14 protein-coding genes are annotated in these 14159 nt (G+C 68.9%); 11 read left to right on the top strand and 3 right to left on the bottom strand.

The genetic code is table 11. The annotated features are described in order from the left end of the window. The first annotated feature begins 80 nt into the window (after positions 1-80). The 6 genes from ACIBG5_RS08195 to ACIBG5_RS08170 all read left to right on the top strand — a co-directional run bounded on the left by ACIBG5_RS08195 (position 81) and on the right by ACIBG5_RS08170 (position 6289). The gene (locus ACIBG5_RS08195; RefSeq protein ID WP_396390840.1) at positions 81-830 is read left to right on the top strand and encodes a cupin domain-containing protein; all 750 of its coding nucleotides are present in this window, start codon (positions 81-83) and stop codon (positions 828-830) included. Beyond that, positions 827-1990 carry a Gfo/Idh/MocA family protein gene (locus tag ACIBG5_RS08190; protein ID WP_396390839.1) on the top strand — a complete coding sequence of 388 codons (1164 nt, stop codon included), beginning with the start codon at positions 827-829 and terminating at the stop codon, positions 1988-1990. The genes ACIBG5_RS08195 and ACIBG5_RS08190 overlap by 4 nt, the downstream gene beginning before the upstream one ends. Further along, positions 1987-3168: a dihydrodipicolinate synthase family protein gene (locus ACIBG5_RS08185; RefSeq protein WP_396390838.1), complete on the top strand. Its 1182-nt coding sequence runs from the start codon at positions 1987-1989 to the stop codon at positions 3166-3168. The genes ACIBG5_RS08190 and ACIBG5_RS08185 overlap by 4 nt, the downstream gene beginning before the upstream one ends. Next, positions 3165-3980 carry a sugar phosphate isomerase/epimerase family protein gene (locus ACIBG5_RS08180; RefSeq protein ID WP_396390837.1) on the top strand — a complete coding sequence of 272 codons (816 nt, stop codon included), beginning with the start codon at positions 3165-3167 and terminating at the stop codon, positions 3978-3980. Before ACIBG5_RS08185 ends, ACIBG5_RS08180 begins: the two co-directional genes overlap by 4 nt. A gap of 24 nt (positions 3981-4004) precedes the next feature. Further along, positions 4005-4760, top strand: a complete 756-nt coding sequence (locus ACIBG5_RS08175) for a sugar phosphate isomerase/epimerase family protein (protein WP_396390836.1) — start codon at positions 4005-4007, stop codon at positions 4758-4760. Between the two features lie 89 nt (positions 4761-4849). Continuing rightward, positions 4850-6289, top strand: a complete 1440-nt coding sequence (locus ACIBG5_RS08170) for a diguanylate cyclase domain-containing protein (protein ID WP_396390835.1) — start codon at positions 4850-4852, stop codon at positions 6287-6289. 2 nt (positions 6290-6291) lie between these two features. On the opposite strand, the gene ACIBG5_RS08165 is transcribed toward ACIBG5_RS08170, so the two are convergent. Continuing rightward, positions 6292-7167 (bottom strand): aldo/keto reductase, encoded by an 876-nt coding sequence (locus ACIBG5_RS08165; protein WP_396390834.1) that lies wholly within the window; start codon positions 7165-7167, stop codon positions 6292-6294. Positions 7168-7324: 157 nt separating this feature from the next. On the opposite strand from ACIBG5_RS08165, the gene ACIBG5_RS08160 reads away from it, so the two are divergent. Together ACIBG5_RS08160 and ACIBG5_RS08155 are read left to right on the top strand one after the other, a co-directional pair. After that, positions 7325-8863, top strand: coding sequence for an alkaline phosphatase D family protein (locus tag ACIBG5_RS08160; protein WP_396390833.1), 1539 nt, complete (start codon positions 7325-7327; stop codon positions 8861-8863). After that, positions 8863-9690, top strand: coding sequence for a polysaccharide lyase family protein (locus ACIBG5_RS08155; RefSeq protein WP_396390832.1), 828 nt, complete (start codon positions 8863-8865; stop codon positions 9688-9690). Before ACIBG5_RS08160 ends, ACIBG5_RS08155 begins: the two co-directional genes overlap by 1 nt. 2 nt (positions 9691-9692) lie before the next feature. Here ACIBG5_RS08155 and ACIBG5_RS08150 read toward each other — a convergent pair whose 3' ends face one another. Continuing rightward, positions 9693-10544, bottom strand: coding sequence for a helix-turn-helix transcriptional regulator (locus ACIBG5_RS08150; RefSeq protein WP_396390831.1), 852 nt, complete (start codon positions 10542-10544; stop codon positions 9693-9695). An 85-nt stretch (positions 10545-10629) separates the two neighbouring features. On the opposite strand from ACIBG5_RS08150, the gene ACIBG5_RS08145 reads away from it, so the two are divergent. The 3 genes from ACIBG5_RS08145 (at position 10630) to ACIBG5_RS08135 (ending at position 12394) form a co-directional block, all read left to right on the top strand. Then, positions 10630-11382, top strand: a complete 753-nt coding sequence (locus tag ACIBG5_RS08145) for an SDR family NAD(P)-dependent oxidoreductase (protein ID WP_396390830.1) — start codon at positions 10630-10632, stop codon at positions 11380-11382. A gap of 101 nt (positions 11383-11483) precedes the next feature. Continuing rightward, positions 11484-11966 carry a GNAT family N-acetyltransferase gene (locus tag ACIBG5_RS08140; protein WP_396390829.1) on the top strand — a complete coding sequence of 161 codons (483 nt, stop codon included), beginning with the start codon at positions 11484-11486 and terminating at the stop codon, positions 11964-11966. Positions 11967-12049: 83 nt separating this feature from the next. Then, entirely contained in the window at positions 12050-12394 is a 345-nt protein-coding gene (locus ACIBG5_RS08135; protein WP_396390828.1) for a tetratricopeptide repeat protein, read from the top strand. On the opposite strand, the gene ACIBG5_RS08130 is transcribed toward ACIBG5_RS08135, so the two are convergent. After that, positions 12382-14058: a glycosyl hydrolase family 28-related protein gene (locus ACIBG5_RS08130; protein ID WP_396390827.1), complete on the bottom strand. Its 1677-nt coding sequence runs from the start codon at positions 14056-14058 to the stop codon at positions 12382-12384. The two genes, ACIBG5_RS08135 and ACIBG5_RS08130, sit on opposite strands and share 13 nt — an antisense overlap. Positions 14059-14159 lie beyond the last annotated feature (101 nt).

Raw genomic sequence — 14159 nt, 5'->3', positions numbered from 1 at the left:
GACTCGTCGTGACGGCCCACCTAAAGTGGCGGCCACAGGCCTCGGAAAGCCCTTTCCCAGGCTCACGAGGGGAGGCGGCGATGTGCGAGTTCGGACCGGGCCCGGCCACGGCGCTGCCGGGCGGCATCGGCATCTCGTTGCTGAAGGTGTACGACCTCCAGGCCCCGGACGGTTCGGCCGGCGGCTCCCCGCACGTGCACCTGGCCTGCTCCGAGGGGTACTACGTGGTCGCCGGATCCGGCTCGGTCCAGACGCTGAACCCCAAGGGCTTCACGCAGACCCCGCTCGAGGCCGGCGCTGTGGTCTGGTTCGACCCCGGGACGATTCACCGGCTGGTCAACGGCGGCAGCCTCCAGATCCTGGCGCTGATGTCGAACTCCGGGCTCCCCGAGGCCGGCGACGCCGTACTGACGTTGCCGCCGGAGCACCTGACGGACCGCGAGACCTATCTGAAGGCGACCACCCTCACCGGCGAGGGTGAGGCCCGGACCACGTCCGCGATGGCCCGGCGCAACCTCGCGCTCGACGGCTTCGCCGTACTGCGGGAGTCCTACGAAACCGACGGGCCGTCCGCGCTGGACGACTTCTACGCGGCGGCGGTCCGGATCGTCCAGCCGCAGCTACCGGACTGGCGCCGCCGCTGGGACCAGGGCGCTCGCCGGCTGGCCGAGCAGACCGGCGCCGCCCTCGATGCTCTCGAAGCCGGTACGGCGCCGCACCTACAGACCGCTGAACTCCACGAGCTACCCGCCCCCACCGAGTTCGGCCTGCATGGCATGTGCGGTCGCCTCGACACCTACGACATTTCTTCGCGAGAGGCAGAACAGTGAACGAGCGACGCGTCGGCATCGTGATGAACGGCGTCACCGGCCGGATGGGCCTGCGCCAGCACCTCGAGCGTTCCATCGTGGCGATCCGCGAGCAGGGCGGCCTGCCCGCCGCCGACGGGACGATGATCATCCCCGAGCCGATCCTGGTCGGCCGCAACGAGCTGAAGCTGCGCCGGATCGCGGAGCAGCACGGCCTGACCCGGTGGACCACCGACCTGTCCGAGGCGCTCGCCGAGCCGGACGTCGAGATCTACTTCGACTCGTCACTGACCCAGCTCAGGGAGAAGGGCGTCCGCGCCGCGGTCGAAGCGGGCAAGGCGATCTACTGCGAGAAGCCGATCGCGGAGAGCCTGGACGCGGCGATCGACCTGGCCCGATTGGTCCGGGACGCCGGGCTGAAGAACGGCATCGTCCAGGACAAGCTGTCGCTGCCCGGGCTGCGGAAGCTCAAGCGACTCGTCGACGGTGGGTTCTTCGGCCGGATCCTCTCGGTCCGCGGTGACTTCGGCTACTGGGTCTTCGAGGGTGACTGGCAGGAAGCGCAGCGGCCGTCGTGGAACTACAAGCTCGAAGAGGGCGGCGGCATCATCCTCGACATGTTCTGCCACTGGCGGTACGTGCTCGACCAGACCTTCGGCCAGGTCAAGTCGGTGTACTGCCAGGGCGCGACCCACATCCCGACCCGGGTCGACGAACAGGGCAACGAGTACACCGCCACCGCGGACGACTCGGCGTACGGCGTCTTCGAGCTGGAGGGCGGGATCATCGCGCAGATGAACTCGTCCTGGGCGACGCGGGTGTTCCGCGACGAGCTGGTCGAGTTCCATGTCGACGGGACCGAGGGATCCGCGGTCGCGGGGCTGCGGAACTGCCGGGCGCAGCACCGGTCCGCGACGCCGAAGCCGGTGTGGAACCCGGACCTTCCGGCCACCGAGAAGTTCCGCGACCAGTGGGCGACGGTGCCGGACAACGAGGTGTTCGACAACGGGTTCAAGGTGCAGTGGGAGATGTTCCTGCGGCACGTGGTCGACGACGCCCCGTTCACCTGGGACTTCGTCGAGGCCGCCAAGGGCGTGCAGCTGGCCGAGCTGGGCCTGCAGTCCTGGCGCGAGGGCCGCAAACTCGAAGTCCCTGCCCTGAACCTCGAGGGACAGCTGTGACGCTCGAGGTTCTCCTTCCATCCGGTGATGGGTTGGAGAGGTACCGGTTGGTGGGTGAGCCGGTTGCTCGGGGCACCTATTCGCCGGCTCGGTCGCGGCTGGCGTTTGCGGCCGCCCATGTGGTGGCGGATCCGCTCGGGGACAACTCGCCGGGTGCGCCTGCGGTGATTGATTGGGAGCACACGCTGGAGTTCCGGCGGCATCTGTGGTCGCTGGGATTGTCGGTCGCTGAGGCGATGGACACCGCGCAGCGCGGGATGGGGCTGGACTGGCCGGCGACGCAGGAGTTGATCCGGCGGTCCGCGGCCGAGGCGCCGGACGGGCGGATCGCGGTTGGCGTCGGCACAGACCACCTCACCGCTGCGAACCGTCGCGCCGCCGGCTCCGACGGTCCCCACGAGTTGGACGCGGTGATTGCTGCCTACGAAGAGCAGCTCTGTCTGGCCGAGGAGGTCGGCGCACAGCCGATCCTGATGGCTAGTCGGGCGTTGTGTGCTGCGGCCGAGTCGCCTGACGACTACCGGAAGGTCTACGACCGGCTGCTCGGTCAATCGACCCGCCCGGTGATCCTGCACTGGCTCGGGTCGATGTTCGATCCGGCGCTCGACGGCTACTGGGGTAGCGACTCGCTCGACACCGCCGCCGACGTCGTCGTCGATCTGATTGCCGACAATGCGACAAAGGTGGACGGCATCAAGGTCTCGCTGCTGGACGCTTCGCGTGAAGTTGCCCTGCGCAACCGTCTGCCGGAGGGCGTCCGGCTCTACACCGGCGACGACTTCAACTACCCGGCCTTGATCAAGGGCGACGACGACCGCTACAGCGACGCGCTGCTCGGCATCTTCGCCGCGATCGCGCCCGCCGCCGCGGCGGCGCTGAAGGCGCTGGACGACGGCGACCTCGACACCTACGACCGCGTCTTCGCACCGACGGTCCCGCTCGCGCGGCAGATCTTCTCGGCGCCGACCTACTACTACAAGACCGGGATCGCCTTCCTGGCCTGGCTGAACGGGCACCAGCCCGGGTTCTCGATGGTGGGCGGCCTGCAGACCGGCCGGTCGCTGCCCCACCTGGCCGACACCTTCCGGCTCGCCGATCAAGCCGGCGTACTGACGAATCCGGAGCTTGCCGTCCAGCGGTTCGGGCAGTTGCTGCGGGTGGGTGGAGTCGACGCGTGAATCGCTACAGCCTGAACCAGGCGACGACGAAGTACTGGCCGCTCGAGGATGTCGTCGCGGCGAGTGCCGAGGCCGAGCTGTCGTGGATCGGGCTGTGGCGTGAACCGATCCAGGAGTACGGCGTCGACAAGGCCGCCCGGCTCGTCGCCGACGCGGGACTGAAGGTGTCGTCGCTGTGCCGCAGCGGTTTCTTCACGTCGACCGATCCGGCCGAGCGAGCAGCGAAGATCGAGGACAACCGTCGCGCGATCGACGAGGCCGCCACGATCGGGACCTCCGTGCTGGTGCTCGTCAGCGGCGGTCTGCCGCCGGGCTCGCGCGACCTCGACGGCGCGCGTTCCATGGTCCGCGACGGGCTGGCCGAGCTGGCGCCGTACGCGTCGGAACGCGGGGTAAGGCTCGCCGTCGAGCCGTTGCATCCGATGTTCTGCTCCGACCGGTGCGTGGTGTCGTCGCTGTCGGGCGCCCTGGATCTCGCCGAGCAGTTCCCGGCGACGCAGGTCGGCGTGATCGTCGATGCCTATCACCTGTGGTGGGACGCCGACGTCTACCGGCAGATCGAGCGCGCGGGTGAGCGGATCCTCTCCTACCAGGTGAGCGACTGGGTCGTCCCGCTTCCGGAGGACACACTGCTCGGCCGGGGCATGATGGGCGACGGCTCGATCGAGCTGCGCCGTCTCCGTGCAGCGTGCGATGCGGCCGGGTACGACGGGCCGATCGAGGTAGAGATCTTCAACCAGAAGCTGTGGGACGCACCAGGGCAGCAGGTCTTCGACCTGGCGCTCGCGCGGTATCGGGAACACGTCATCTGACCCTCGACATCAGGAGCTGACCGTATGAGTGACCGGACCATTCCCGCCGACGGCATCGGCATGCACCTCTACACGATGCGCGACGTGCTGACCGAGGACTACCCGGGGACGCTGAAGCGCCTCGCCGGGATCGGATATCGCACGATCGGGGTGAGCGGGCGGTTCGACCACAGCGCCGAAGAGATCCGGTCCTTCGCGGACGACGCCGGGCTGTCGATCGTGCTCGAGCACATCGGGTACACCCGGATGGCGGACGACTGGGACAGCGCGCTGGCCGGCGTGAAGACGCTGGGCGGGAAGTGGGTCGTCGTACCGTCGATTCCCTCCGAGCTGCATTCGGTGGAGGGTTTCCGTACGGCGGCTGCGGCGTTCACCGAGGCCGGCAAGGCCGCGCGTGATGCCGGGCTGAAACTGCTGTTCCACAACCACGGGCGCGACTTCGACTCGGTCGACGGGCAGATCCTGTTCGACATCCTGCTGGACGTCGATCCGGAACTGCTCGGGTTCGAGTTCGACCTGTACTGGGCGGTCGAGGGCGGTCAGGACCCGGCGCAGTACTTCCAGGAGAACCGGGGCCGGTTCCCGGCGCTGCACGTGAAGGACATGGCAACGGACGGCTCGTGGGAGGACGTCGGTGCCGGCAAGCTCGACTTCGCCGCGATGTTCGCGCACGCCTCGGAGGGCGGCGTCGAGCAGTGGCTGGTCGAGCACGACAAGCCCACCGACGCCTGGCACTCGGCCGAACGCAGCTACCGCGGCCTGACCGAACTCCGGTTCTGACCCAGGCTCGGGACCACCAGACACGGCTTAACCGGATCAGATCTGGTGACGACCGCTCACTGCTGGTGAGATCGGTCTAGGCTCGATCCGTGCAGAAGGAGCCTACGGTCCGGCTGACCGCCATCCGCCGCCTGTACGAGGTGAGCGCCCGGATGGGTGCGGGGCGGAGCCTGGCCGAGACGCTGCAGGCGGTCGTCGACGGTGTGGTGGACGGCCTCGGCTTCGGCATCGCCGTACTGAACCTGCGCCACCCGGACGGCAAGTTCGAGGTAATCGCTGTGGCCGGCTCGCCGGAGGCACGGGAAGCCCTGCTCGGCACGGTGAGCGCGGCGGACATCTTCGACGGCGAGTTCGCCATCGCGGACAAGTGGGGCGGCCTGCGCTTCGTGCCGCACGAACGGCTGCCCGAAGGCGAGGTCGTCGGCTGGGTGCCCGAGATCCCGGTGTCGGACGACCCCGCCGCCTGGCATCCGCTGGACGCGTTGTTCGCGCCGCTGCACTCGTCCGACGGTGAACTGGTCGGGATGCTGGCGGTCGACCTGCCCGAGGATCAGCGGCGGCCAGGCCCGATCCACCGGGAGTTGCTGGAGATCTTCGCCACCCAGGCCGGGCTGGCGATCGACAAGGCCCGGTTGACCGATCAGTTGCTGGCCGAGAAGACCCGGCTCGAGGCGAGCGAGACGACGTTCCGGATGGTCTTCGAGGGCGCCGGGAACGGGATGGCCACGATCGCCTTCGACGGGTCCGAGGCGGGCCGGATCGTGCGCGTGAACGACGCGTTCTGCCGGATCACCGGGTACGCCCCCGACCAGCTGATCGGCGTACCGATGGTGGAATTCCTCCGCGACGAGGAGCCGGCCCAGTCCCAGCGGGAGCTCGAAGAGCTTGCCCGAGGCAACAGAACGTACCGGTTCGAGCGGATCTTCACCCAGCCCGGCGGCAACGAGATCTGGCTCGGCGGGACGGCGACGATCGTCGACCAGGGCGCCGGGCTGCCGCGGATCCTGCTGATCCAGATCGACGACGTGACCGCCCGCAAGGACGCCGAGCGCGAACTGCGCCACCACGCCGCGCACGACCCGCTGACCGGCCTGCCCAACCGCCGCCTGCTCCAGCACCGCTTCGCCGCGGTGCTGGAGCGGACCCGCGCGTCAGGCCGGCCCGGTGCCGTGCTGTTCTGCGATCTCAACCACTTCAAGCTGGTGAACGACGGCTACGGTCACGAGGCCGGCGACCGCGCGCTGCGCGAGATCGCCACCCGGCTGGCCGCCGAGGTCCGGCACGGCGACACCGTGGCCCGCCTGGGCGGCGACGAGTTCGCGATCCTCGCCGAGGACATCGTCGACGAGGACCTCGCGACCCTCATCACCCGCCTCGAGACCGCCGTCAGCCGCCCGCTCCCCGGCATCACCATCGAGGTCAGCACCAGCATCGGCACCGCCCCGATCACGCCCGGCTCGACCGACCTGGACACCCTTCTCCACACCGCCGACCAGGCGATGTACGACGCCAAGCACCGCCGCAACTGACCTCAGGCGGCGTCGAGCGTGGCTACCTGGTCGGGGGTGAGTTCGAGGTCCAGGGCGGCGTACGAGTCGCGGATCGTCTCCGGGCGGCTGGAGCCGGGGATGGGGACGACGTGCGGGGACTTGGCCAGCAGCCAGGCGAGGGTGACGCGCTGCGGGCTGACACCGAGGTCGGCGGCGAGCCGGTGGAACGCGGGGTGCTTGCTGCCGAGGTCGCCGGCGTTGGAGATGCCACCGAGCGGTGCCCAGGGCAGGAACGCGATGCCGAGCTCGTCGCACAGCTCGAGCTCCGGCTCGCTGGACCGGAACGCCGGCGAGAACTGGTTCTGCACCGAGACGAGTCGGCCGCCGAGGATCTCGTTGGCCTCCTTGATCTGCGCCGGGTTCGCGTTCGAGATGCCGGCCATCCGGATCTTGCCGGCGTCGAGCAGGTCGCGGATCGCGCCGATGGAGTCCGCGTACGGCGTCTTCGGGTCGGGCCGGTGGAACTGGTAGAGCCCGATCGCCTCCACCCCGAGCCGCTTGAGCGACTCGTCCGCCGCCTCCTTCAGGTGCGCCGGGGACCCGTCCACGGTCCAGCTGCCGTCACCGGGTCGCTGGTGGCCACCCTTCGTCGCGACCAGGATCTTCGAGGTGTCGCCGCCGTACGACGCCAGCGCCTTGGCGATCAGGGACTCGTTGTGGCCGACGTCGGTCGCGGTCAGGTGGTACGCGTCGGCGGTGTCGATCAGCGTGATGCCGAGGTCGAGCGCCGCGTGGATGGTCGCGATCGACCGGGCCTCGTCGGGCCGGCCCTCGATCGACATCGGCATGCCGCCGAGCCCGATCGCGCTGACCTCGACGTCGCCGATCCGGCGGGTGTGGTTCTTCTGAGCTGCCATGTCTCCAACGTCCCGCGTGCGGGTCTCCGATTCCAACAGGAATCTCCGCACAGACTCAGCACTCCTGGTGCTGAATCGATGTCAAGGGGTTACCTTTCGAACGGTAGTTACGTAAGAATGTGACGCAACTCGACCTCCCCTGGATCGGAGCCCGCCCGTGCCTCCTCCTCCTCCTCCCACTCGTCGTACCTTCCTCCAACTGACCGGCCTGAGCGCCGCCGCGGTCGCCATCGGCGTCGCCGCGCCGGCCGGCGCCGACGCCACCCCGGGACGCCCGATTCCGTCCGGCGCCTTCGCGCTCGGCGTCGCCTCCGGTGATCCGCGCACCGACGGTTTCGTCCTCTGGACCCGACTCGCCCCGACGCCGCTGGCGACCGACGGACACGGCGGCATGCCCGCTGATCCCGTCCCCGTGCAGTACGAGGTCGCCGAGGACAGCCAGTTCCAGCGCGTCGTACGCCGTGGGCTCGCGATCGCCACCCCCGAGCTGGCGCACGCCGTACATCCCGAGGTGCGCGGTCTGCGGCCGGATCGCGAGTACTTCTACCGGTTCCGCGCCGGCAGCGAGCTCAGCCCGGTCGGCCGGACCAAGACGCTGCCGGTCCAGGGGTCGCAGTTCACCTTCGCCACCGCCTCCTGCCAGGCCTGGTACCACGGGTACTTCGCAGCCCATCGCGACATCGCCCGCCGAGCGCCGGACGCGGTGTTCTTCCTCGGCGACTACATCTACGAGTACGGGATCGTTGCCGGCGACAACCTCTGGCGCGAGGGCGTCTCGGTCGGACCCGAGCACGGCGTGGAGATCGAGACACTGGAGCAGTACCGGTTGCGGTACAGCCTGTTCAAGACCGATCCGGACCTGCAGGCCGCGCACGCGGCCGCGCCGTGGTTCCTGGTCTGGGACGACCACGAAGTGCAGAACAACTACGGCGCCGACAACTCGCTGTACGGGATCCCGCCGGAACTGTTCGTGCATCGCCGCGCCGTCGCGTATCGCGCGTTCTACGAGAACGTACCTGTCGCTCTGGACAGCCTGCCGCAGGGACCGGACGGTCAGCTCTATCGGCGGTACGACGTCGGATCGCTCGCGCGGGTGCACCTGCTCGACACCCGGCAGTACCGCGACCCGCTGCCGGTGGACGAAGCCGATCGCGTGTCCGAGCAGCGCACCATCATGGGCGCCAAGCAGGAGAAGTGGCTGTACGACGGACTCCGCCATTCACCCGCGACCTGGAACGTCGTCGCGGGCGGTGTCGCCCTCAGCGCGATCACCGACGACCGGACCGAGCAGTGGGACGGCTATCCGGCGAACCGGCGCCGGGTGCTCGAGGCGATGGGCCAGGCGGGCACTGCGGTCATGCTCACCGGCGACATCCACCGCCACGTGGCCACCGAACTGAAGCTGGACTTCGCGAATCCGGACTCGCGGACGGTCGGCGTGGAACTGGTGTGCTCGTCGGTCGGCTCGAACGGGGACGGCACCGACACGGACCAATACGCGCAGGACTGGCTCCAGCACCCGTACGTGAAGCTCTACAACGCGCGCCGTGGGTATGTGCACTCGACCTTGACCCGATCCGACCTGACCTCGGAGTTCGTCACCTTCCCCTACATCCAGGCCGACGCGAACGCCGAACCGCGTGTGGTCGCGACCTTCCGCACGCCCGCTGACGATCCTCGTCTGGAGGCACTGTGATGAATCGTCCTCCCGCCATCACCCAGCTTCGTGGCACCGGCGACATCGGCACCCTCACCCTCGACTGGAAACCGGTGTCGTGGGCAACGATTGTCGACCACTACGCCGTGTACGTCGCCGAGCCCGGATCCACGACGTACACGCTGCTGGGCAAGACCGTCTATCCGCACTTCGTGCATCGCGGGCTCGGATTCGCCGGCGCCACCAGGTCCTATCGGGTGGTGACAGTGGATGCTGCGGGCAACAGGTCGCAGGCGTCGCGTTCCCTTGCCGCTGCGAACAAGACGTCCGTGACGCTGTCCGGTCAACCGATCGCGCGAGTCGGCGTCTATGACGGCAAGGGCTCGGAGCTGGCGTTGTCACCCAAGAGGTACGCCGACTACCCGGTGCGCTTCCCGTCGGACGTCGACTACACCTACGGGACTTCGGTGCCTTCGGCCGACTGGTCGTACCTGTTCCCGGGACCGGCGGACAAATGGGCCGGATCAAAGAACCACACGGTGACGTTCCGGTTCGATCTGACCGCGCCGCCGGAGCAGGATCTCGACCTGGCGCTGTGGCTGATCGACAGCCACGCCAGCATCCCGGGCTCCGCCGTACTGTCCGTCAACGGGACCGAGGTCGGGCGGCTGGCGTTCGCGAACGGCGCCACCAAAGGCTCGACGATTGCCGACAGCACCTACCCCGGCTCACCGCTCAAGCCGTCGTACCTCGAGACACCGTTGCCCAAGGCACTCTTCCGGACCGGTCAGAACATGATCGAGCTGGTGAAGGACGAGGGCTCGTGGATCGCGTACGACGCCTTCGGGATCTACGCGCGGAAATGAGCTCAGCCGGGCACGTCGAGTCGTTGGGTGCCGACCACCGACAGCAGGCGCAGTGCTTCCTCCGACGGCGAGCCGGGGGTCGCGGTGTAGATGATCACCTGCTGATCGCGGTCGGGGATCGCGAGAGCGTCGCAGTTCACGGTCACCGTACCGACCACCGGATGCTCGAAGGTCTTGCAGAGGGTCGGTTCGGCGAACACGTCATGCGCCTCCCACAGCCGGGCGAACTCGTCGCTACCCGCGAGCAGTTCGGCGATCAGCTCCTGGGTCTCCGGATCGTCCGGGTACCGCGCCGTCGTCGCCCGGAGGTGGTTCGCCGAACTCCGGGCGAACCGCCCGGCGTCGGAGACCGAGTACAGCCGACCGGAGCTCGGAGGCGGACCGAGGAAGGCACGCCGGATCAGGTTCCGGTCCCGCCGGGAGAGGACGGAGAAGTCCTCCATCAATGCCGTCGCCAGGTGGTTCCAGGCGATCACCTCGTACGACGCCGACAGGACGATCGCGGCCGCGTTCGGCAGCCGTTCGAGCAGGTCGAGGATGCTCTGCCGGACCTGGCGCGGCGGGCCGGGCGGCGGCGCCACCGGCACGCCGGCCAGGTCGTGCAGGTAGTTGCGTTCGGCATCGCCGAGGCGGAGTGCGCGGGCCAGCCCGGCGAGCACCTCACCAGACGGATGCGGAGCCCGGGCCTGTTCCAGCCGGGTGTAGTACTCGGTCGAGATGTACGCCAGCTGGGCCACCTCCTCCCGGCGCAGTCCCGGCGTACGGCGGCGTCTGCCGGCCGGCAATCCGACGTCGGACGGCTTGATCCGTTCGCGTCTGTTGCGCAGAAACGCTGCCAGCTCCGGCTTGTCCACGCTTCCAGTCTGCCGCGTCGCGCGAGCTTAGCCAGGTACTGGCGGTGTCTGGTTACGGCTCTCGCCAGGGCACAGGCTCGACGGCATGGACAAACTGCTGGAAGGAAAGGTCATTTTCGTCACCGGCGCCGGGCGTGGGATCGGTGCCGCGGCCGCACGACTGTTCGCCGCCGAGGGGGCGCAGGTGATGCTCGCGGCTCGCACCGAATCGGAGTTGGCGGCAGTCTCACGCGAGATCGGTGCGAGTGCGGCGTACCTGGTCGCTGACCTCGCCGATCCCGACGCGGTGCGAGCGGCTGTCGATCGCGCAGTCTCGGAGTTCGGGCGCTTGGACGGTGGCTTCAACAACGGCGCGATCGGCATCCCGCCCGGACCGATGGACCAGATGAGCGTCGACCAGTTCGACCAGGGGTACGCCGTCAACCTCAGAGGGCTGTGGACCGCGATGGTCGCCGAGGTCGCGGCGATCCGGGCGACCACTGGACACGGGAGCATCGTCAACACCTCGAGTGTCGGCAGTCTCGCCGGGAACCCCGCGCTGCCGGCGTACGGCGCGCTGAAGCGGGCCGGCAACAGCCTCACCGAGTCGGCCGCGATCACCTACGGTCCGGAGAACATCCGGGTCAACGCCATCGCTCCGGGGACCACGCTGACCGAGATGCTGCAGGACTGGGACCGCGCCACGCCCGGCATCATCGACAGCCTGAACGCACGGACTCCGCTCGGCCGTGCCGCCCAGCCGGACGAGATCGCCCAGGCCGCCGCCTGGCTGCTCAGCGACCGGTCGTCGTACGTGACCGGCACCGTGCTCCGTGTCGACGGCGGCCTGGCTGCCTGACCTCAGCTCTTACACGTGTCAGCTCGCGTGAACGTGGGGTCGCGGTCTTCGACGACGTACGTCTGGCGCGCAGGTGAACGACGGCGGGGCACGATAGGTCCATGCAGATCGACGAACGAGTACGACGAGCCCGCCCCGACGACGTCCCCGCGCTCGTGGAACTGGTGTACGGCCTGGCCGAGTACGAGCGAGCCCCCGAGGAGTGCCGGCTGACCGCGGACCAGCTCCACACCGCACTCTTCGGCGAGAACCCCGCCGTCTTCTGCCACGTCGCCGAACACGAGGGCGCGGTGGCCGGATGCGCCCTGTGGTTCCTCAGCTTCTCCACCTGGCGCGGCGTCCACGGCATCTACCTCGAGGACCTCTTCGTCCGCCCCGAAACCCGCGGCACCGGCCTGGGCAAAGCCCTCCTCACCGCCCTGGCCCAAGAATGCGTCACCCAAGGCTACGAACGCCTCGAATGGTCCGTCCTCGACTGGAACACCCCCGCCATCGACTTCTACAAGTCCCTGGGCGCCCACCCCCAAGACGAATGGACCATCTACCGCCTGACCGACGAACCCCTCACCCGCCTCGGCTCGTAGCCTCCAGGCCGGCGACGCGCCCGGAATAGGCGCGGGGGTGTGGCCGTTGATGCGGTGTCTTGGTTGCTACGAGGAGGTGTTTGGTGGAGGACTTGCGAGCGCTCGGTTATGGGCTGGGGCAGCAGTACTTCGAGGAGCGGGATTATCGGGGGGCTATCCGGGCTTTGCGGCCGGTGGTGGAGGAGACGCCTGAGGATGTGGGGATTCGGTTGCTGCTGGCTCGGGCCTACTATCACGCGGCGTTGCTGAAGCCGGCTGAGGAGCAGTTGCTCGAGGTGATCGAGCGGGAGCCGACCGAGTACTACGCGCACCTGATGATGGCGCGGACGCTCGAGCGGCAGTCCCGGGCCGAGGAGGCCGGCAAGCACCGCCGGATCGCGGCGGCGCTCACCGGTGACGACGAACTCCTCAAGCCTCACAGCGCCTGACGTTGGGCGGCGTACAGGTCGGAGACGGCGGGGCGGTCGCCAAGCAGGTAGGTGCCGTTCTCGAGGTCGCCTTGGAAGTCGCGGGGCAGGCCGCTCGGGTCTGAGGTGAGACCTTGCAGGCCGACGGTGATGCTGCGGGGTGCGACGTCGGCGAGCTGGATCGCGTAGGGACTGCCGGAGGTGATCCGGACGTTCCAGTGCGCGATCCGCGCGCCGAACAGCGGCCCGGATGCGGCAGACCCACCGACCCGGCCGTTGTTCACCAGCGTGATATCGGTACGGGCGTTCTCGAACGGCATCGCGCGATGCGTGTCGAACGTCCCCTCGGCCATCCGCCCGCGCCGCCAGACGTTGCCCGCCGACAGCCCTTCCAGGTTGAGGCCGTGATGCGTCGACCCGGACGGCAGCGGCACCGTGAACTGCTCGATCTCGAACCCGTCCACCTGATTGTCGTGCGACTGCATGCGGCAGGCGAAGCTGTGATGCGCGGACCGGCCGCCGACCACCACGTTCGTCAGCGTCACCGCCTTCGTCGTGGTGAACCCGAACCCGAGATCGCAGTTCTCCACCCGTACGTCGTCCGCCCAGCAGTCGTGAACCGCCTGGAAACACAGGCCGTTCGACCCCGGATGCCTGTTGTGCGCGGTCATCGACCGCAGCTCGTTCCGAATCGTCAGCGACTCGACACCGACGTCGTGCACCGTCGGCCCGACCTCCCGCAACCGCGACGGCCAGCTCGGCCGGAGGTCGTACCTGAGCGGCTGAGCCAACCGCACCAACCGCTCACCCAGCACCGCCTCGATCCGCACCGGCCACTGCAGGCTCGCGTACTGCACGTACTGCCCACCGGACCCGGTCGTCAGCTGCGGCGCCTTCACCGGCCAGTCGTACTCCCGCGTCCCGGCCACGTCCCCGGCCAGATGCCGCAGTACGCCGGCATCGGCCGGATTGTCGGTCTCGAGTACGACGAGATCCCCGGCGGCGAGGTGTTCGGTCGAAGACACGAGCAGTGTCCGTTGACCGCGGGACGCCGCACCGACCTCGGCCAGCGTGTCGCCGAGCATCCAACCTTCGGAGCCGGCGTAGTCCTCGGCCTCCGACAGTGTCTTCCGCTCCGGCGCCATCACCCAGATCTGGCCACCGGTCCACGACCAGCGGCTGTTGCCAGTCGACTGCAGGTTCGGCCGGTAGCCCTCCTCGAGCGGGCGGTTGAAGTGCAGGATCGTGTGCTCCCGGCCCGCTCCCTTCAGGACGACGTTCGACCAGTGGATCCAGACCGGCGAGTCGAAGCGGTACACACCGGGAGGTACGACGACCGTCCCGCCACCGCGACTGCCGGCGTACTGGAGGGCCTGGGTGAAAGGGACGGACGCGTCCGCGGTGCTGCCGGGGCGAGCGCCGAAGTCGGTGACGTTCGCGACCACACGCGGGCGGAGCGGGTGCTCGCCGCCGCGGAAGCCGGCGTGGGAGATGTCGGGGATGAGCGGATGGGCGCCGGGCGCCTCGGCCCATTCGGCCAGGAGTTGGGTGGAGAGGTCACCACGAGAGGCGGGCGGAGTGGCGGCGGTGGCAGGTGAGGTCAGCAAGGTGGTCGCGGGAACGGCTGCGGCGCTGCCGAGCAGGAGACGCCGGGTCAGGCGGGGCGAGGTGTTGGGGTTCTGCATGGACAACTCTCCTCAGGGGCGGTGAGGTTTCGCATGACGGGACCTAGTTTCACCACATGGACCGGGACTGACAAGGGCGTGATGGAATGACGGACAGGGGA

It is taken from the genome of Kribbella sp. NPDC050241, from assembly GCF_044459685.1.
Classification (GTDB): domain Bacteria; phylum Actinomycetota; class Actinomycetes; order Propionibacteriales; family Kribbellaceae; genus Kribbella.
The sequence above is the reverse complement of the archived record's forward strand: the minus strand, read 5'-3'. Positions and strand labels throughout refer to the sequence as shown.